General features: G+C 71.6%; 18 protein-coding genes. 10 read left to right on the top strand and 8 right to left on the bottom strand.

Annotated elements, in window-relative coordinates; genetic code table 11:
* Positions 1-13: 13 nt before the first annotated feature.
* Positions 14-1,600 carry a putative bifunctional diguanylate cyclase/phosphodiesterase gene (locus FHU33_RS19990; RefSeq protein ID WP_142027376.1) on the bottom strand — a complete coding sequence of 529 codons (1,587 nt, stop codon included), beginning with the start codon at positions 1,598-1,600 and terminating at the stop codon, positions 14-16.
* A gap of 154 nt (positions 1,601-1,754) precedes the next feature.
* Between FHU33_RS19990 and FHU33_RS19985 the strand changes: the two genes are divergently transcribed.
* Together FHU33_RS19985 and FHU33_RS19980 are read left to right on the top strand one after the other, a co-directional pair.
* Positions 1,755-2,597: a HipA family kinase gene (locus tag FHU33_RS19985; protein WP_142027375.1), complete on the top strand. Its 843-nt coding sequence runs from the start codon at positions 1,755-1,757 to the stop codon at positions 2,595-2,597.
* Positions 2,594-2,998, top strand: coding sequence for a DUF3037 domain-containing protein (locus FHU33_RS19980; protein WP_142027374.1), 405 nt, complete (start codon positions 2,594-2,596; stop codon positions 2,996-2,998). The genes FHU33_RS19985 and FHU33_RS19980 overlap by 4 nt, the downstream gene beginning before the upstream one ends.
* Before the next feature lie 71 nt (positions 2,999-3,069).
* Here the strand turns inward: FHU33_RS19980 and FHU33_RS19975 are convergent, their stop codons facing one another.
* From FHU33_RS19975 to FHU33_RS19955, 5 genes are all read right to left on the bottom strand, one after another.
* Positions 3,070-3,363, bottom strand: a complete 294-nt coding sequence (locus FHU33_RS19975) for a 4a-hydroxytetrahydrobiopterin dehydratase (protein WP_142027373.1) — start codon at positions 3,361-3,363, stop codon at positions 3,070-3,072.
* Between the two features lie 85 nt (positions 3,364-3,448).
* The gene (locus FHU33_RS19970) at positions 3,449-4,159 is read right to left on the bottom strand and encodes a phosphoadenylyl-sulfate reductase (protein WP_211355290.1); all 711 of its coding nucleotides are present in this window, start codon (positions 4,157-4,159) and stop codon (positions 3,449-3,451) included.
* Positions 4,156-4,326, bottom strand: coding sequence for a hypothetical protein (locus FHU33_RS19965; RefSeq protein ID WP_211355289.1), 171 nt, complete (start codon positions 4,324-4,326; stop codon positions 4,156-4,158). The genes FHU33_RS19970 and FHU33_RS19965 overlap by 4 nt, the downstream gene beginning before the upstream one ends.
* A 10-nt stretch (positions 4,327-4,336) precedes the next feature.
* A complete protein-coding gene (locus tag FHU33_RS19960; RefSeq protein WP_142027372.1) occupies positions 4,337-6,010 on the bottom strand; it encodes a nitrite/sulfite reductase in 1,674 nt (557 codons plus the stop codon).
* A 252-nt stretch (positions 6,011-6,262) separates the two neighbouring features.
* Positions 6,263-6,736: an RrF2 family transcriptional regulator gene (locus FHU33_RS19955; RefSeq protein ID WP_142027371.1), complete on the bottom strand. Its 474-nt coding sequence runs from the start codon at positions 6,734-6,736 to the stop codon at positions 6,263-6,265.
* Between the two features lie 80 nt (positions 6,737-6,816).
* Between FHU33_RS19955 and FHU33_RS19950 the strand changes: the two genes are divergently transcribed.
* A complete protein-coding gene (locus FHU33_RS19950) occupies positions 6,817-7,566 on the top strand; it encodes a (deoxy)nucleoside triphosphate pyrophosphohydrolase (protein WP_142027370.1) in 750 nt (249 codons plus the stop codon).
* Between the two features lie 129 nt (positions 7,567-7,695).
* On the opposite strand, the gene FHU33_RS19945 is transcribed toward FHU33_RS19950, so the two are convergent.
* Positions 7,696-7,869, bottom strand: coding sequence for a CsbD family protein (locus tag FHU33_RS19945; protein WP_142027369.1), 174 nt, complete (start codon positions 7,867-7,869; stop codon positions 7,696-7,698).
* Between the two features lie 375 nt (positions 7,870-8,244).
* Here FHU33_RS19945 and FHU33_RS19940 point away from each other — a divergent pair, with 375 nt between their 5' ends.
* The 7 genes from FHU33_RS19940 (at position 8,245) to FHU33_RS19910 (ending at position 15,624) form a co-directional block, all read left to right on the top strand.
* Complete coding sequence (locus tag FHU33_RS19940; protein WP_142027368.1) at positions 8,245-9,897, top strand: peptide ABC transporter substrate-binding protein; 1,653 nt, start codon at positions 8,245-8,247, stop codon at positions 9,895-9,897.
* Between the two features lie 157 nt (positions 9,898-10,054).
* Positions 10,055-10,978, top strand: coding sequence for an ABC transporter permease (locus FHU33_RS19935; RefSeq protein WP_142027367.1), 924 nt, complete (start codon positions 10,055-10,057; stop codon positions 10,976-10,978).
* The gene (locus FHU33_RS19930) at positions 10,971-11,945 is read left to right on the top strand and encodes an ABC transporter permease (protein WP_142027366.1); all 975 of its coding nucleotides are present in this window, start codon (positions 10,971-10,973) and stop codon (positions 11,943-11,945) included. Before FHU33_RS19935 ends, FHU33_RS19930 begins: the two co-directional genes overlap by 8 nt.
* Entirely contained in the window at positions 11,942-12,994 is a 1,053-nt protein-coding gene (locus tag FHU33_RS19925; protein WP_142027365.1) for an ABC transporter ATP-binding protein, read from the top strand. Before FHU33_RS19930 ends, FHU33_RS19925 begins: the two co-directional genes overlap by 4 nt.
* Before the next feature lie 172 nt (positions 12,995-13,166).
* On the top strand, positions 13,167-14,234 hold the full coding sequence (locus tag FHU33_RS19920; RefSeq protein ID WP_246064020.1) for an ABC transporter ATP-binding protein: 1,068 nt from the start codon (positions 13,167-13,169) through the stop codon (positions 14,232-14,234).
* 47 nt (positions 14,235-14,281) lie between these two features.
* On the top strand, positions 14,282-15,178 hold the full coding sequence (gene mshB / locus FHU33_RS19915) for an N-acetyl-1-D-myo-inositol-2-amino-2-deoxy-alpha-D-glucopyranoside deacetylase (RefSeq protein WP_142027363.1): 897 nt from the start codon (positions 14,282-14,284) through the stop codon (positions 15,176-15,178).
* Between the two features lie 11 nt (positions 15,179-15,189).
* Positions 15,190-15,624 carry a hypothetical protein gene (locus FHU33_RS19910; protein ID WP_142027362.1) on the top strand — a complete coding sequence of 145 codons (435 nt, stop codon included), beginning with the start codon at positions 15,190-15,192 and terminating at the stop codon, positions 15,622-15,624.
* Here the strand turns inward: FHU33_RS19910 and FHU33_RS19905 are convergent.
* The gene (locus FHU33_RS19905; RefSeq protein ID WP_170182616.1) at positions 15,621-18,473 is read right to left on the bottom strand and encodes a bifunctional diguanylate cyclase/phosphodiesterase; all 2,853 of its coding nucleotides are present in this window, start codon (positions 18,471-18,473) and stop codon (positions 15,621-15,623) included. The genes FHU33_RS19910 and FHU33_RS19905 overlap by 4 nt on opposite strands.
* Positions 18,474-18,476: the final 3 nt, after the last annotated feature.

The following is an 18,476-nucleotide window of genomic DNA, read 5'->3' as shown; positions in this document are numbered from 1 at the left end:
ACGCGAGCGGTGATCACCGGATCAGTCTGCGGGCGGCACGGGTGCGGCCGCCCGGTGGGATCCCCGAGGACGCCAACCGCCGCTCGAGCTCGGTCACGCCGGCCGGGATCGTCTCGCCGGGGCCGGGACGCGCCAGCCAGAAGCCCTGCGCCTCGTCGCAACCGAGCTGAGCCAGCTCCGCCCAGGTGGCGCGGGTCTCCACGCCCTCGGCTACCACCCGCAGCCCGAGGCCGTGGGCCAGGTCGATGGTGCTGCGCACGATGACCCGGTCGCTGGAGTCCAGTTCCATCGTCTGCACGAAGGACCTGTCGATCTTCAGCGTGCCCACCGGCAGGCGGGTCAGGTAGGCGAGGGACGCGTGCCCAGTGCCGTAGTCGTCGACCGACAGGTGCACGCCGAGAGCGCGCAGACGGTGCAGGATCTCGAGGGCGCGCCCCGGATCCTTCATGGCCGCGCTCTCGGTGATCTCGAGTTCGAGGCACGAACTGGGCAGCGCGTGGGTCCGCAGCGACGCGGCCACCCGCTCGGGGAGGGAGAGATCGAGCAGGCTCCGGGCCGAGAGGTTGACCGCGACGGTGAGGTCCAGACCCTGCCGGCGCCACGTCGCGCAGTCAGCGAGGGCGCGGTCCAGCACGGCGTCGGTCAGCGGGCGGATCAGCCCGGTCTGCTCGGCGACCGGGACGAACAGCGCGGGGGGCACCATGCCGCGGTCGGGGTGGTCCCAGCGGACCAGCGCCTCCACGCCCACCACCCGGCCGTCCTCGACGCGGACCTTGGGCTGGTAGTGCACGAGCAGGTCGCCGTCCCGGATCGCCCGTCGCAGGTCTCCGAAGAGCGCGAGCTTCTCCGGAGCGCCCGCGTCCAGCTCCGGGCGGTAGACGACGAACCCGAGGCGATCGGCCTTCGCGGCGTGCTTGGCGATGTCGGCGTGCCGCAGCAGGTCGGCGGCGGTACTGCCGCCGACGGCCACCCCGCAGCTGCCGTCGATCTCCAGCGAGAGGCCCGCGACGGGGAAGGGGCGCCGGACGGACTGCAGCGCGCGTTCGGCCGCCAGTTCAGCCTCCGGTGTCCCGGCGCCGGACAGCAGGACGGCGAACTCGTCGCCACCGAGGCGCGCCAGGACCGCGTCGCTGCCGAACCCGTCGGAGAGGCGGTCGGAGACCGCCATCAGCAACGCGTCACCGACGTGGTGGCCGAGCGTGCCGTTGACCTCCGTGAAGCGGTCGAGGTCGACGAGGACGACCGCGACCTCCGCGTCCGCGGCCACCGCGGCGTCGATCTCCTCGACGAGCGCCGACCTGTTGAGCAGCCCGGTCAGGGCGTCGTGCCGGGCGCGGTGACGCAGCTCCTCCTCGGCGAGCCGCCGGGAGTCCGCCTCGGCCTTGAGCTCGTCCGATCGCCGCTTGCCGAAGACCATCATCAGCAGGTGGGAGAACGCCAGGATCAGGACGGCGTCGTCCAAGGGCCCCGTCAGCAGCTGCGGCAGGTCCCAGACGACGCTCGCCACGCCGAAGGACACGGTCAGTGCGAGGACGACGGCGGCCTCGCGCAGCACGCGCACGCGCAGGGCGGCGACGCCGTCCGTCCGCTCTCGCTGCACGACCCTCACCCCCCGGCTGTCCTCTCTTCCTGATCGGACCGCGGTGGCGACTGCTTGAGCCACCCGGGCGCGAGATCCCCCGGATGGGTCCGGTGTCCACGACGAGGCGGGGGACGGGGGTCCGGGGTGGGCAACCGGTTAGGTTGTCGGCACTGTGCTGCCCGCCGTCACCGCCACCCGCTACGTCACCCCGCTGCGCGAGGGTGGCTCGCTGCCGGGGCTCATGGAGGCCGACGACCTCGGCACCTACGTGGTCAAGTGGCGGGCCGCCGGCCAGGGCGTGAAGGTCCTCGTCGCGGAGGTGGTCTGCGCCGAGCTCGCCCGGGCGTTGGATCTCCCCGTACCCGCGCTGGTCACCGTCGACGTCGTCCCCGAGCTGGCCGTGGGGGAGCCCGACGTCGAGGTGCAGGAACTGCTGCAGCGCTCGGCCGGACGCAACCTGGGACTGGACTACCTGCCCGGCGCGCTGGACTTCGAGGCCGGAGCCGACGGAGTCGACCCGGAACTCGCCGGGCGGGTGCTGTGGTTCGACGCGCTGATCGGCAACGTCGACCGGTCCTGGCGGAACCCCAACATGCTGTTCTGGCACGGCCGGCTGGAGCTGATCGACCACGGCGCCGCCCTGACGTTCCACCACCACTGGCCGGGAGCCGAGGCGGCCGTCAGCCGCCCCTACGACGCCTCCGCGCACGCGCTGCTGGAGTGCGAGCCCCGGGTGCCGGCCGCCGATGCGGCACTGGCCGGCCGGGTGACCAGGCCGCTGCTGGAGAACGTCCTCGCCCAGGTGCCCGATGACTGGCTGGAGGACGAGCCCGGCGTCCTGCGCACCCGGTACGTGGATCAGCTCCTGGCCCGCCTCGCCGCCCGCGACGCGTGGCTGCCCGCGCTCGTCGCCGCCGCCGACGCGGGTGGTGGCGGTCGCCGGCGTGCGCCGCGTGGGGAGAACCGGCCCGCGTGGCTGGGACCGCCGCCGCCGGAGGGGGTGACCCAGCGATGAACGGGCTCCGGACGAGGGACACCTTCGAGTACGCCGTGCTGCGCGTCGTCCCCCGGATCGAGCGAGGTGAGGCGTTCAACGCCGGCGTCCTCGTCTACTGCCGCCAGCGGGACTACCTGGGCGCCCGGGTACACCTCGACGAGGCCCGCCTGCACGCGCTGGACCCCACGGCCGACGCTACGGCCATCGGCCGGGCGCTCCAGGCGGCCACCGACGTGTGCGCCGCTGCGCCGGGCGCCGGTGCCGCCGGGCGCGAGGCGCTCGGGTCGCGGTTCCGCTGGCTGACCGCGCCGCGCAGCACCGTCATCCAGCCGGGGCCCGTCCACACCGGGCTGACCGAGGACCCCGACGCCGACGCCGACCGGCTGCTGCGCCTGCTGGTCCTGCCCGTCGAGGGCTGACGCAGGCATAGGAACCTTTACATACGTTTTCGGGCCCGCAGCCGCACGTATAGGTTCCTATGCCTCGCTGCTCAGGCGGGCAGCAGTCGGTCGATCCGCCGGGCGAGCTCCACGTCCAGGTCGCTGACCCCGCCGGCGGAGTGGCTGACCAGCGTCAGGTGGAGGGTGCGCCAGCGCAGGTCGACGTCCGGGTGGTGGTCCATCTCCTCGGCGACGTCGGCGATCGACACGATCGCTGCGACCGCGTCCCGGAAGCTGGGCAGCTCGACGCTGCGGCGCAGACCGTCCGCATCGCCGGACCACAGGGGCAGGCCGCGCAGGGCGGCGGACAGTTCGTCGGGGGAGAGGCGCGGCGGTCGGGGCATCGCCCCATGGTGCCGTGCTGGAACGGCCTCGTCCCAGGGGCCCGCGGCGCGCGAAGCGTGCCGTGGAGTGGGACGAGGTCCTTCATCAGGTGTGGAGGCCGCACTCGGTCTTGCCACGCCCGGCCCAGCGCCCGGCCCGCGAATCCTCGCCCGGTGCGACCGGACGGGTGCAGGGCGCGCAGCCGATCGAGCCGTAGCCCAGCTCGAACAGCGGATTCACCGGCACCTGGTGCTCGGCGACGTAGGCGTCGACGACGTCCTGCGTCCAGGCCGCCATCGGGTTGATCTTCACCATGCCGCGCTTGGCGTCCCAGTCGACCAGCCTGGTGCCCGCACGGGTCGGCGACTCGTCGCGGCGGATCCCCGAGCCCCAGGCCACGAAACCGGCCAGCGCCTGGGCCAGGGGCTTCACCTTGCGCAGCTCGCAGCACAGGTCCGGGTCCCGCTCGTACAGCTTCGGGCCGAACGAGAGGTCCTGCTCGGCGACGGTCTGCGGCGGGGTCACGTTCACCAGCGTGATGGGGAGGACGCCGGTGATCCAGTCCCGGGTGCCGATCGTCTCGGCGAAGTGGTAGCCGGTGTCGAGGAAGACGACGTTGACCCCGGGGACGACGCGGCTGGCCAGGTGGGCGAGCAGACCGTCGGCCATGGACGACGTGACGGCGAACTCCGCGCCGAACGTCTCCCCGGCCCAGCGCAGGACGGCGAGCGCCTGCTCGACCGGGTCGGCGATGCCCTCGAACTGCGCATCGGCCGCGGCAGCCAGTTCCGGCGTCGGCCGGATGGCGATCGTCACTCGTTCACTCCCGTCGCGATCAGGCGGACCGTGAAGGCCCGCAGGCAGGCGCCGCAGCGCCACCCGTCGGAGCCGTCCCCGTAGGGGGTCAGCTCCTCGTCCCCGCAGTACGGGCAGTGGAACACCGGCAGTTGCCGGGACCTTCCACCGCCCGACTCCTCGGTCACAGGTGCCTCGTCACAGCAACCAGGCCTCCTCGGCGCGCGCGACGTACGCGGCGAAGGACTCGCCTGGCGTCCGGCGCTCCTGGAAGCCGAGCAGCACGCGCTCGCAGTAGTCGGCGGTCTCGGCCTTGGTCACCTTGTGGCCGCGGAACTTGCGTCCGAAGGTGGCCTCGACGCCGAGGTGCCCGCCCAGGTGTACCTGGAAGCCCTCGACCATCTCGCCGTTCGCGTCGCGGACCATCGAGCCCTTGAACCCGATGTCGGCGGTCTGGAACCGGGCGCAGCTGTTCGGGCAGCCGTTGACGTTGATGCCGATCGGCTCGTCGAAGTCGGGCAGTCGCTTCTCGAGTTCGGCGTAGAGGTCCTGCGCGTGCTGCTTGGTCTCGACGATCGCCAGCTTGCAGAACTCCAGGCCCGTGCACGCCATGGTGCCGCGGCGGAAGGCGCTGGGCCGCACCTGCAGGTCGTGCTCGGCCAGCGCCGCGACGAGGTCCTCGACCCGCTCGTCGGGGACGTCGAGGATGACCAGCTTCTGCTGCGTCGTGGTGCGGATCCGGCCCTGCCCGTACTGGTCGGCCAGGTTCGCGATCGTGGTGAGCAGCGAGCCGCTGATCCGGCCGGTGCGCAGCGCGAAGCCGACGGCGTTGCGACCGTCCTTCTGCTTGCTGACGCCGACGTGGTCGCGCTGGTCGTGCTTCGCCGGGGCGGGGGCCGGGCCGTCGGGGAGCTGCTCCTCCAGGTACTCGTCCTGCAGCACCTGCCGGAACTTCTCCGGGCCCCAGTCGGCCATGAGGAACTTGATCCGGGCGCGGTTGCGCTGCCGGCGGTAGCCGTAGTCGCGGAAGACGGCGGTGCAAGCAGCCCAGACGTCGGTCACCTGGTCGGGCCGGACGAAGACGCCGATCCGCTGGGCGAACATCGGGTTGGTCGACAGCCCGCCGCCGACCCACAGGTCGTAACCGGCCTCGCCCGCCTCGTTCACGACGCCCACGAAGGAGACGTCGTCGATCTCCGGCTCGGTGCAGTGGTCGACGCAGCCGGACATCGACGTCTTCCACTTGCGGGGCAGGTTGCTGAACTCGGGGCTGCCCACGTACTTCGCGACGGTCTCGGCGATGACGTCGGTGGCATCGAGCACCTCGTCCTCGAGGATCCCCGCCAGCGGGCAACCGAGCATCACGCGCGGCACGTCCCCGCAGGCCTCCATCGTGCTCAGGCCGACCGACTCGAGCCGCCGCCAGATCTCGGGCACGTCCTCGATGCGGATCCAGTGGTACTGCACGTTCTGCCGGTCGGTGACGTCGGCGACGTCCCGGCCGAACTCGGTGCTGATGCCGCCGAGGACCCGAAGGGCGTCGCTGGTGAGCTGCCCGCCGTCGATGCGGGCGCGCATCATGAAGTAGGAGTCCTCGAGCTCCTCCGGCTCCAGGACGGCGGTCTTGCCGCCCGGGATGCCCTGGGCGCGCTGGGTGTAGAGGCCCATCCAGCGCATCCGGCCACGCAGGTCACCGGGGTCGATGCCGTCGAAGCCCGTCTTCGAGTAGATGTCGAGGATGCGCTGCCGCACCTCGAGGCCGTCGGAGTCCTTCTTCATCCGCTCGTTGGGGTTGAGCGGCTCGCGATAGCCGAGGGCCCACTGGCCTTCCCCACGCTGGGGACGGCTGCTGACGCGGGTGGGGGTGGTCACGACGTACTTCTTCCTGCGCTCGCCATCCCCGCGGCGCCCGGCCGGTCAGGGAGGAGCGCCGATGATCGGAGGCGCAGCCGTGGCCGCGCGAGGTGGACCGAGCTCAGCGCTGAGCGCGACAGACGGCGCTGGAGACGAGCGCCAGGTCGATGTGCAGACGCGCGACGAGGAGGCTGCCGCGGTCGGTCATGCCGTCCATGGTCGCACAAGCCGACCGGAAGAGTGGTGTGAGCCGGGATACGCCGGACCCGGTCACGTGCCGGGGTCGTCGCCGAAGGAGCGCCAGGCGTTCTCGAGCGCGATCAGCTCGGCGGCGTGGGCGGGGAGCTCGCCGGAGATCACGTCGGCCAGCGTCACGCCTTCCAGCACCCGCCGGTAGCCCTCGCGGGCGGCCACCCAGACCGACGCCAGCGCACCGGCGGCACCCGGGTACACGACGTCTTCCGGGCGCTTGCCGTGCACCTCGGCGAGGAAGCCCTGCTCCACCCGCATGATGCGGGCGATGGAGATCTCCGACGGCGGGAGGGCGAGCCGGTAGCCGCCCTCGCGACCGCGCTGGCTGGTGACCAGGCGCGCGTGCTGGAGGTCGCCGAGGATCGTCTGCAGGAAGCGGGCCGGGATGCCCTGCGCCGTCGCGATGCGCTCGGCGGTCAGGGCCTCGGGCGCCACCGCGGCCAGCTCGAGGGCTGCGCGGACGGCGTAGTCCACGCGGGCGGTGATGCGCACTCTTCTCCTCCGCCGGGTCCTGCGGGTCCCCTCTGCCGGGTCCTGCGGGCCCATCCTGCCTGCTCTGGAAGGGTGGATCCGTGTTCCAGCTGCGATTCACCACCTTGGTGGAGGCGCCCCTCACCGTCGCCTTCGACGTGGCGAGGGCGCTCGGCCGCCCGTGGGGGACTCCGCTGGACGAGGTCGTGTCCCAGCGGCCCTGGCGGGACGTCTACGCCGCGGCACCCGCACCGGGCCGGCGCTGGCTCACGCACTCCCGCCGCTTCTCGGCCACCGGTGCGGGGACGCTCGTCGAGGAGCAGCTGGCATGGGACACCGGCGTCCTGGGCACCCTCCTCGGCCATGTGCTGCGCCGGCGGATCGTCCGCGCGATGCAGTCCCACCTGGACGCCTACGCCGCGGCGGCCGCCCGCCGCGCCCTCGACGTGCTGCAGGTGGTCGGCGCGGCCATCGTCGACGACGGCCGAGTCCTGGTCGCCCAGCGGTCGGGCGGTCCCTACGACGCGCTCTGGGAGTTCCCGGGAGGCAAGGTCGAGCCGGGGGAATCCGACCTGTCGGCGCTGGTGCGCGAGATCGGGGAGGAGCTCGGCGTCGCGATCGTGCCCCGGGCGTTCCTCGGCGAGGTGCTGCTCGACGGGGTGGTGGGCGGCGGTGCTCCCGGCAGCTCGACGTTGCGGGTCTGGGAAGCGCGGCTGACGGAGGGGACCCCGGTGGCCCATGAGCACGCCGCGCTCCGCTGGGTCCAGGAGGACGAACTGGAAGCCCTGGACTGGATACCTGCCGACCGTCCCCTCCTGCCCGCCGTCCGGGCCTCACTCCGACGCCACTGATCGTCCGCACCGGCGCCGGACAGAAAGACGACGGACGCCGCGGCTCGGGGGAGCGCAGCGTCCGTCGTCTCAGACCTCTCCCGAGCCCGCGCCGTGCGTGCGGGGGTGGGAGGGAAGGGGCCCCTTCCGCTACTTCTTGAAGGCGTCCTTGATGTTCTCGACGCCCTGCTTGAGGTTGCCCTTCGACTCCTCCTTCTGGCCCTCGGCCTGGAGGTCGCGGTTGTCGGTGGCGTCACCGACGGTCTGCTTGCCCTTGCCCGAGAGCTCTTCGATCTTGTTCGTCAGCTTGTCCGTGCCGCTCATGGTCTGCACTCCTCTGGTCGGCGGTGGTGCCTGTCCGGGCGGTACCCGGGCCGTCGAGCCCTGAACCCGCAGTGTCCATCCACCGCAAGCTGTCCGGCCGAGGGGCCCGATGAGAGGAAAGGCACGCCTGCTGACGGGCGGAAGAGGTGTCGAAGTTACGGTTGGGGCGCAGATCGCGAGTCCAGGTCACAACTCGATGACGTCCGTGGACACCCTCTTCGGGGCGTGCCTAGGGTCCATCCGTCGTACTGGGGAGGTCTGTACCGCCCGGGTGCGTTTCGCTCGTGACCAATCAGTCGTCCGACGGCCCAACTGCTGGCCGCGGACCGACCTGTCCGTTCCCCCCGCGCACGCGGGCTGAGGGAGGCCTTGCACGTGAAGTTGAGCAAGCGCAACAGTTCGCTCGTCGCGACGGCCATCGCCGCCGCGCTGGTGCTGTCCGCCTGTGGTGGCGACGACGCCGACAGCGGCGAGGCTGAAGGTGCCGCCACCGGCGGCAGCTACAGCGTCGCGCTCTACAGCGACCCGGAGAACCCGCTCGTCCCGAGCAACACCTCGGAGAGCGAAGGCGCGCAGGTGCTCGAGGCCCTGTGGACCGGCCTGATCCAGTACGCCGCCGACGGCTCCGTCGAGTACACCGGTATCGCGGAGTCCATCGAGTCGGAGGACAGCCAGACCTGGACGATCACGCTGAACGACGGGTGGACCTTCCACGACGGCACGCCGGTGACCGCCAACTCGTTCGTCGACGCGTGGAACTGGGCGGCCTACAGCGAGAACGCCCAGGGTGCCTCGTACTTCTTCTCGAACATCGAGGGGTACGGCGACCTGCAGGCCGAGACCGACGACGCCGGCAACGTCGTCTCCCCGGCGATCGCCACGGAGATGAGCGGGCTCGAGGTCGTCGACGACCAGACCTTCGAGGTCACGCTGTCCGCGCCGTTCGCCCAGTTCCCCGTCACCGTGGGATACAACGCCTTCCACCCGCTGCCGGAGGGATTCTTCGGCGACCCGGAGGCCTACGGTCGCCTGCCGATCGGGACCGGCCCGTTCAAGGCCGACGGCGAGTTCGAGCCGGGCCAGGGCATCACCCTGTCCCGCTACGAGGACTACGCCGGTCCGAATCCGGCACAGGCCGAGACGGTCGAATTCCGGGTCTACAGCGATGTCGACACCGCCTACCTCGACGTGCAGGGCGGGAACCTGGACGTCGCCCCGGACCTGCCGCCGGACGCCATCGCCTCGGCGCAGGACGTGTTCGGTGACGCCTACCTGGAGGCGCCGTCGTCGGGCTTCCAGTACCTGGGCTACCCCCTGTACGACGAGCGCTTCTCCGACCCGCGCGTGCGGCAGGCCTTCTCCATGGCCATCGACCGGGACGCCATCTCGGAGGCCATCTTCCAGGGCACGAAGCAGGCGGCGGACGCCTTCGTCGCGCCGATCGTCGACGGGTACCGCGAGGGGGCCTGCGAGTACTGCGTCCTCGACCCCGAGGCGGCCAACGCGCTGCTCGACGAGGCAGGGTTCGACCGCACCCAACCGATCGAGCTGTGGTTCAACTCGGGCGCCGGCCACGACGCCTGGGTCCAGGCGGCGGGCAACCAGATCCGGGACAACCTGGGTGTCGACTACGTCCTCCGCGGCGACCTCGACTTCGCCCAGTACCTGCCGCTCCTGGCCGAGCAGGGCGCGACCGGCCCGTTCCGGTTGGGCTGGTCGATGGACTACCCGAGCCCGCAGAACTACCTGGAGCCGCTCTACAGCCAGGCTGCTATCCCGCCGAACGGCTCGAACCGGGTCTTCTACACGAATCAGGAGTTCGACGCGCTCGTCCAGCAGGGGAACTCGGCCGAGAGCAACGAGGAGGCCATCGAGTTCTACAACCAGGCCGAGGACATCCTCAGTGAGGACATGCCGAGCATCCCGATGTTCTTCGACGTCGAGCAGGCCGTGCACGCCGACACCGTCTCGGACGTCGTGATCGACGTGTTCGGCCACATCCGCACCGCCGAGGTCACCGTCAACTGACGGTTCCCCACCGCACGAATCGCACCACCTGCCGCCGCCGGGGGTGCTGTCCCCGCGACAGCCACCTCCGGCGGCGCCCCATGTGTGGCACTGACAGCATGAGACACGGTGTCGCGGGACCGTCCGGTCACGCCGACCCGACGAACTGAGGGGGGACATGGGCCGCTACGTGGCGCGCCGCCTCTTGCTCACGATCCCGGTCATGCTGGGCGCATCGTTCTTGATCTTCGCGATGGTGTTCGCGCTACCGGGCGACCCGATCGCCGCCCTCGCGGGCGACCGGCCGCTCGCGCCCGCCGTGGCCGCGCAGCTGCGCGCGGAGTTCAACCTCAACGACCCGCTGTGGCTGCAGTACGTGAAGTACGTGGGCGACCTGTTCCAGGGCGACTTCGGCACCGACTTCGCGGGCCGGCCCGTCCTCGACACCATCCTCGATCGGCTGCCGGTGACCGCGAAGCTCGCCCTGGTCGCGATCCTGTTCGAGATCGTGATCGGCATCGTGGCCGGCGTCCTGGCCGGCATCCGGCGGAACAGCTTCTTCGACAACCTGGTGCTGGTGTCGACGACCATCGTCGTCTCGGTGCCGATCCTGGTGCTCGCCTTCCTCGCCCAGTTCGTGCTCGGCCTGAAGTTGGAGCTGTTCCCGATCGCCGGCGTCCGCGAGGGTTGGTACAGCTACCTGCTGCCCGGCCTGGTGCTGGCCGCCGGCTCGGTGGCGTACGTGGCGCGACTGACCCGGACGAGCATGGCCGAGAATCTCCGTGCCGATTACGTGCGGACCGCGCGCGCCAAGGGTCTCAAGCCCAGCACGGTGGTGGTCCGCCACACGCTGCGCAACAGCCTCATCCCGGTGGTCACCTTCATCGGGGCCGACATCGGCACCCTGATGGGCGGGGCCATCGTGACCGAGACGGTGTTCAACATCCCGGGCATCGGCCGCGCCGTGTTCGAGTCGATCCAGCGGCAGGAGGGGGCGGTCGTCGTCGGCATCGTCACGCTCCTGGTCTTCTTCTTCATCTTCTTCAACCTGGTCGTCGACGTGCTGTACGCCGTCCTCGACCCGAGGATCCGCTATGACTGACCGCCAGCTGAGCGACGTGGGCCACGACGAGGTCGGTGCCGGCCGGGTCACCGACGTCGCGGAGCCGACCGAGGTCGAGACGACCATCGGAACGCAGGGCAGCCTGTGGGGCGATGCGTGGAAGGCCCTCCGGAGGAGCGTGCTCTTCTGGCTGGGGGCGCTTCTCGGCGTGGTGTTCATCCTGATGGCCGTGTTCCCGCAACTGTTCGCCCGTGGCGCGAGCCCGCGCAACTGCGACCTGGCCAACTCGTCGAACCCGCCGTCGGCGGAGCACTGGTTCGGCTTCGACCAGCAGGGTTGCGACTACCTCGCCCAGGTGGTGTACGGGGCGCGCAACTCGCTGATCATCGGCGTCCTGGCAGTGCTGTTCATCCTGCTGCTGGGCGTGGTCGTCGGGGCGATCGCCGGGTTCTACGGCGGTTTCACCGACAGCGTGCTCTCGCGGCTCGCCGACGTCTTCTATGCGATGCCGCTGATCCTCGGGGCGCTCGTGCTGCTGCGGGTGGGGCCGTCCACGGACATCCCGGTCATCAGCGACCGTGGGGCGGGGGCGGTGGCCATCGCGCTCGCGGCCTTCGGCTGGATGACCGCCATGCGACTGGTTCGCTCGCAGGTCATCTCGGTGAAGAGTTCCGACTACGTTGCCGCGGCCCGGGCGATGGGTACCGGGGACGCCCGCATCCTGGTGCGGCACATCCTGCCCAATGCGGTGGCCCCGGTACTGGTCTACGCGACGATCACCGTCGGCATCCTGATCGCGGCCGAGGCGACGCTGACCTTCCTCGGCGTGGGCCTGCAGCGGCCGGCGATCTCCTGGGGTCTGCAGATCAACGAGGGTCAGAACCTGCTGCGTACGGCGCCGCACATCGTGCTGTTCCCGAGCGCCGTCCTGACCCTGACGGTGATGGCCTTCATCCTCATGGGCGACGCTCTGCGCGACGCCCTCGACCCGAGGCAGCGTTCATGAGCATCCTTCCCACCCCGGAGACGGCGCCACGGGGCAGCGCCGTCGGGTCGCCGTTGCTCGCCGTCGAGGATCTGCACGTGGAGTTCCGGACCGGCTCCGGCGTGGTCAACGCCGTCAACGGGATCAGCTATACCCTGGCGGAGCGGGAGACGCTCGCAATCCTCGGCGAGTCGGGTTCGGGCAAGTCGGTCTCCGCCCAGGCGATCATGGGCATCCTCGACACTCCGCCCGCCCACATCACCGGCGGCAAGGTCCTGTTCGACGGCCGCGAGCTGCTCACCCTGGAGCCCGAGGAGCAGCGGCAGGTCCGTGGCCCCGGCATCTCCATGATCTTCCAGGACGCGCTGTCGGCGCTGAACCCCGTGTACAGCGTCGGCTTCCAGATCGGCGAGATGTTCCGCGCGCACCGGGGCCTGTCCAAGAAGGAAGCCAAGCAGCAGGCCGTCGAGCTGATGGACCGCGTGCGCATCCCCGGCGCGGCCCAGCGGGTGAACGACTACCCCCACCAGTTCTCCGGAGGCATGCGGCAGCGCGTGATGATCGCGATGGCGATCGCCCTGGACCCGAAGATCCTCATCGCCGACGAGCCCACCACCGCGCTCGACGTCACGGTGCAGGCGCAGGTGATGGACCTGCTCAAGGACCTGCAGCGCGACACCGGGATGGGTCTGATCCTGATCACGCACGACCTGGGCGTGGTCAACGAGGTCGCCGACAACGTTGCCGTCATGTACGCCGGGCGCATCGTCGAGCGGGGCACCGTCGACGACGTCTTCGGCGACCCGGCGATGCCCTACACCGACGGGCTCATGACGTCGATCCCCCAGCTGGAGGCGAAGGGAGGCCGGCTCGTACCGATCGCCGGGCAGCCGCCGAACCTGGCCCGCATCCCGTCCGGCTGCCCGTTCCACCCGCGCTGTCCCCGCCGCCGGATCGGTGCCGAGGCGCCTCCCGGTCGCGACTGCGCGATCGACGTCCCGCCGCTGCGCCTGGTCGTCCCCGGGCGCGAGGCCGCGTGCCACTACAGCGAGGAGGTGCTCGGTGTCTGACGACAGCTCCGGGAGCATCGCAGGGAGGCCGGCACCGACAGGGAGTGAGCATCGCAGCGAGCGCCAGCGAGCGAGGAGCGGAGCGACCGCGGAGGGGGCGTTGGGCATGGAGCGAGGAGCGGACCGGGGCGCGGAGTCGGACCGGAGGACGCGGTCTGACCGGGACGACGAGGTGGCTCGCGCCACCCGGGCGGCGCGCACCGGCGTCGGCGGATCCGAGCACGGCGGCACGACGGCGTCCGAGCCCTTGCTGCAGCTCCGCGACCTCCAGAAGCACTTCCCCCTCAGCCAGGGAATCGTCTTCAAGAAGACGATCGGGCACGTCCGCGCCGTCGACGGCGTCACCCTGACCCTCGGACGCGGGGAGACGCTGGGCCTGGTCGGCGAGTCCGGCTGCGGCAAGTCGACGGTGGCGAAGCTGCTCGTCGCCCTGGAGAAGCCCAGCGACGGGCAGATCCTCTACAAGGGCCGGGACGTCGCACGCATGGGTCGACGGGAACTCAAGCAGTACCGCCGCGAGGTCCAGATCATCTTCCAGGACCCGTACGCGTCCCTGAACCCGCGGATGACCGCAGGCGACATCGTCGCCGAGGGCTGGTCCGTGCACAGCGACATCGCGCCGAAGAAGGGCCGGCTGAAGCGCACCCAGGAGCTGCTCGACCGCGTCGGCCTCAACCCCGACTTCGTCAACCGCTACCCGCACCAGTTCTCCGGAGGTCAGCGACAGCGCATCGGCATCGCGCGTGCCCTGGCGCTGCAACCCGAGGTCATCGTCTGCGACGAGCCGGTGTCGGCACTGGACGTGTCGGTCCAGGCGCAGGTCGTCAACCTGCTCGAGGACCTGCAGGCCGACTTCGGGCTCTCCTACCTCTTCATCGCCCACGACTTGTCGGTGGTGCGCCACATCTCCGACCGCGTCGCCGTCATGTACCTCGGCAGCATCGTCGAGGAGGGCACGGACGCCGACGTCTACGGCTCTCCGTCGCATCCCTACACCCAGGCGCTGCTGTCGTCGGTGCCCCTGCACGAGCCGCACCTGCGGGGGCAGAAGGAACGCATCCTGCTGGAGGGGGACGTGCCGAGCCCGGCCAACCCGCCCTCGGGATGCCGTTTCCGCACCCGGTGCTGGAAGGCGCAGGACATCTGCGCCGTCGAGCCCCCGGCGCTCGTCGACCGTGGCCAGGGCCACCCGGCCGCCTGCCACTTCGCCGAGGCCCGCCATGTGGTGCCCGCGGAGTGAGGGACTGCACCTGACGGCGCGGTCCGGACGACCGCGATGATGGAGCTGTGATCCCTTCCCGGCGACTGCTGCTGGTCCACGCCCACCCCGACGACGAGACGATCAACAACGGCGCCACGATGGCGCGGTACGTCGCCGAGGGGGCTCAGGTCACCCTGCTCACCTGCACGCTGGGTGAGGAGGGCGAGATCCTCGTGCCGGAGCTCGCCCAGCTGGCGGCCGACCAGACCGACCAGCTGGGCGGCTACCGGATCTGGGAGCTGCGCGGGGCGATGGACGCCCTCGGGGTCAGCGACATCCGCTTCCTCGGCGGCCCGGGCCGGTACCGCGACTCCGGGATGATGGGTGTGCCGGCCAACACCCACGCCCGTGCGTTCTGGAACGCCGATCCGGGCGAGGCGGTCGCGCACGCCGTCGCGGTGGTACGGGACGTCCGGCCGCAGGTGGTGGTCACCTACGACGAGAACGGCGGCTACGGGCACCCCGACCACATCCAGGCCCACCGGGTCGCGATGGGGGCAGTCGCTGCCGCGGCCGACCCCGCGTACCGGCCCGACCTCGGCGAACCCTGGTCGGTGGCGAAGGTCTACTGGTGCTGCGTGCCCCGGTCGGTCCTCCAGCAGGGCATCGACGCGATGGCTGCCGCGGGTGACGACTCGTTCTTCGAGGGCGTCACCAGCGCCGACGACATCCCCTTCGCCGTGCCGGACGAGGACGTGACCGCGGCCGTGGACGGCCGGGCGTTCGGGGGACGGAAGGACGCCGCCATGCGAGCGCACCCCACGCAGATCCTGGTCGACGGCCCCTTCTTCGCCCTCTCCAACAACCTCGGCCAGGAGGTGCTCGGCGTCGAGTACTACCGGCTCGTCCAGGGCGAGCGCGGGCCGGCCGGACCGGGTCCCGAGGGCTGGGAGGACGACCTCTTCGCGGGTCTGTCCGGATGAGGCCGCTGCCGATGAGGGCGGGCGGTGGACGGGTCGGCTGGGGCCTGGCCGCTGTCGTCGTCGCCGGCTGGCTGGCCCTGGTCGAGGTCTTCTGGCTGCCCCTGCGCGTGGGGGGGCTGGTGGTCCCGCTGTCCGTCGTCGCCGCGGTCGTCGGGAACCTGATGCTCCCCGCAGCGGCCCTGCGCCTCTCCGGGAGCCGGCTGGTCGCGGTGCTCCCCGCGGTCGTCTGGCTGGTGGTGGCCATCGGCGCGATGACCCGCCGCCCGGAGGGCGACCTGGTCATGACCGGGGGCGGGGCCACCGGGGTCGTCAACCTGGCGTTCCTGATGCTCGGCGTCCTCGCAGCCGCGTTCTCCGTCGGCCGGGTCCTCGGCGGGCCCCGCCGCCCGCCCGTGGACCCGCAGGCCGTACCGGCTCCCGACCCGGCAAGGAGTCCTGCTGCCTAGGACCGCTGGGGAATCCCGCCGCGCGGGACGAACGCCGGCTGGTCGGCCAGCCAGCTGAGGAACCGCTCGGCGGGCATCGGCCGCGCGATGTGGTAGCCCTGCGCGTAGTCGCAGCCCCAGGCGCGCAGCGCGGCGAGCGTGGCGGCATCCTCGACGCCCTCCACGACCATGCTCATCCCGAGGTCCAGGCTGAGCTGCAGCGTGCTGCGCACGATGGCGGCCGCCCGCTCGTCCGACGTCAGGTTGCTGGCGAAGCTCCGGTCGAGCTTGAGCTCGTCCACGGGGAGGGCCCGGAGGTAGGACAACGACGAGTACCCGGTGCCGTAGTCGTCGACGGAGAGCCGGACCCCGAGCTGGCGGAGCCCGGCCATCACCTGCTGGCTGCGGGCGGCGTCGGCCATGAGGACGTCCTCGGTGATCTCCAGGATGAGCGAGGGGGCCGGCACGTGGAAGGCGTCGAGCAGCATCTCCACCTGCTCGGGCAGGGCGACGTCCTGGAGGTTGGAGACCGACAGGTTGACGGCCATCGACAGGTCGAGTCCGCCGGCGCGCCACCCCTGCAGGTCGCGCAGCGACCGCTCCAGGACCCGCAGCGCCAACCGGCGCATCAGTCCGGCCTGCTCGGCGAGGGGCAGGAAGACGTCGGGGTAGAGCAGCCCGCGCTCGGCGTGGTTCCAGCGGACGAGGGATTCCACCCCGATGACGCCGCCGGTCCGCAGGTCCAGCTTCGGCTGGTAGTGCACGTCGAGCTCGTCGCCGTCCAGGGCGCTGCGCAGTTGCTCCAGCGTCTCCAGCCGGTCACGCGAGTCCGGCGTGCCGTCGGGCGCCCAGACCTCGAAGCCGCGCCGGCCGCGCTTGGCGACGTACATGGCGGTGTCGGCGCGGGCCAGCAGCAGGGAGCGGTCCCGGCCGTGGTCGGGGCACAGCGCGATGCCGATGCTGGCATCGACGTGCAGCGGCATGCCGTCGAGCACGAAGGCGTCGCGCAGTGCCGCGCCGAGGTGCCCGGCGACGTCGTTCGCGCGGGAGGCGTCGGCACCGGGCAGCAGGACGGCGAACTCGTCGCCACCCATGCGCGCCAGCAGGTCGCCGGGCTGCAGCGCCCGCTCCAGGCGGGGACCGACGAGGCAGAGCAGGTCGTCGCCGACGCTGTGCCCGAAGCTGTCGTTGATCTCCTTGAAGCGGTCGAGGTCGATCATCAGCACCGCGCAGTCGGCGTCTCCGGCGCGGTAGACGGTGGCCTCGAGCTCTTCGATGAACCTGCGGCGGTTGGCCAGTCCGGTCAGCGGGTCGTGGTGCGCCTCGGTCGCCAGCTGCTGGAGGCGCAGCTTCTCGACCGCGCGCAGTGCGGCGTTCTCGACGACCAGCGAGCCCTCGAGGGTCACCTGGCGCACGGCCTCCCGGACGTCGGGCGACCACGCACGCGCCTCGGAGGTCGAGCCGGTCACGACGAGACCGAGCAGCCGGTCGCCGGAGAACAGCGGCACCGAGACGTAGGACGCGAGGTCGAGGGCCTTCGCCAGCCGAGGGTCGAGCAGGTCGCTGCTCATGGTGTCCTCGACGAAGACGGGCAGTTTCTGCTCCGCGGTGAGCCGCCACAGGGCGACGTCGCCGGCCGGGCGGCCGATCAGCTGCGTCTGGATGACTTCCTTGTGCGCGTCGGCCCAGTCGACGTGGCGCACCTCGCCGATCCTGCCGTCGTCGTCGACGAGGTAGGCGGCGCTGCGGTCGGTGCCGGCCAGGCACTGGACGGCGCGGGAGAGCACCTCCGCGGCCTCGGCCACCCCGGTCGCTCCGGCGCCGTCCACCAGCATCTGCCGGACGACCCGCGCGGTGGCCAGGGAGGCCGCCCGTGCCTGGCTGGTCCGGGCCTGCTCGATGACACCGCCGAGGTGGGCGCCTGCGGCGGCGGCGAGCCGGCGGACGTTCTCCGAGAACGGGCGGACGACGGTGCTGTCGAGGGTGAGGACACCGGCCAGGTCGGGACTGCGCCCGATGGGCACCGCCATCCCGGAGGCGATGTGGAACGAGTCGACCCACCAGCCCGACAGCAGTCCGGAGTCCTTGTCGGCAGTCATCGGCTCGCCGGTGCGCAGCACCGTCTCGGCCAGCTGCAGGCCGACGGGCGCGTTGCGGAACTGCTCCCAGGTGGCGAGGTCGCGGCGCCCGTCGGCGTAGGCGGCCATCCGCGGCACGAGGCGGCCGTCCTCCAGCAGGAAGATGCAGGCTCGCTCCACCTCGCCGAGCTCGGCGAGCTGGCGGCACGCCGACCCGAGCAGGTGGTCCATCGACTGGGCCTTCGATGCGGACTCGATGAGTCCGAGCAGGACCTCGGCCTGCGCGGTGCGGCGCTTCTCCGACCGCCGGGTCCACGTCTCGGCGAGAGCGAGGGCGAGCTTGGGGGCCACCTGCCGGAGCAGGTGGGGAGCCGCTGCGGCGGCGGGCTCGACGGTGAGGACGCCGACGACCTCGCCGTCGACGAGCAGCGGCTCCCCGTGGGCGGACCTGATGCCGCGCTCGGCCAGTTCCTTGTCCGAGGCGCGGTGTCCGTCGGCCTTGGCGACGAGCGGCCGCCGACTGCGGATCACGGCGGCGAGGAACGGCGAGCGGCTGAGGGAGAGGGCAGTACGCGGGCTGGCCTCGGGCGCCTCGCGCGGGTCGGCCATCGACACCCGGAAGGGGACGGCCATGGCGGTCGACGCCTCGTGCACCCAGACCGAGACCCGGGTGGCGCCGGCGGATGCGCGCAGACGGGCGAGCTGGTTCTCCAGCGCCGCCTGGGCGTCGTACGGCGACGCCGGCGGCGGGGGCCGCAGCGTCGTCCCGTGGTGCGTCCACTCCTCTGACACGGG

Source organism: Blastococcus colisei (assembly GCF_006717095.1).
In the GTDB taxonomy this organism is placed as follows: domain Bacteria; phylum Actinomycetota; class Actinomycetes; order Mycobacteriales; family Geodermatophilaceae; genus Blastococcus_B; species Blastococcus_B colisei.
This window is presented reverse-complemented; position numbering and strand designations above follow the sequence as displayed.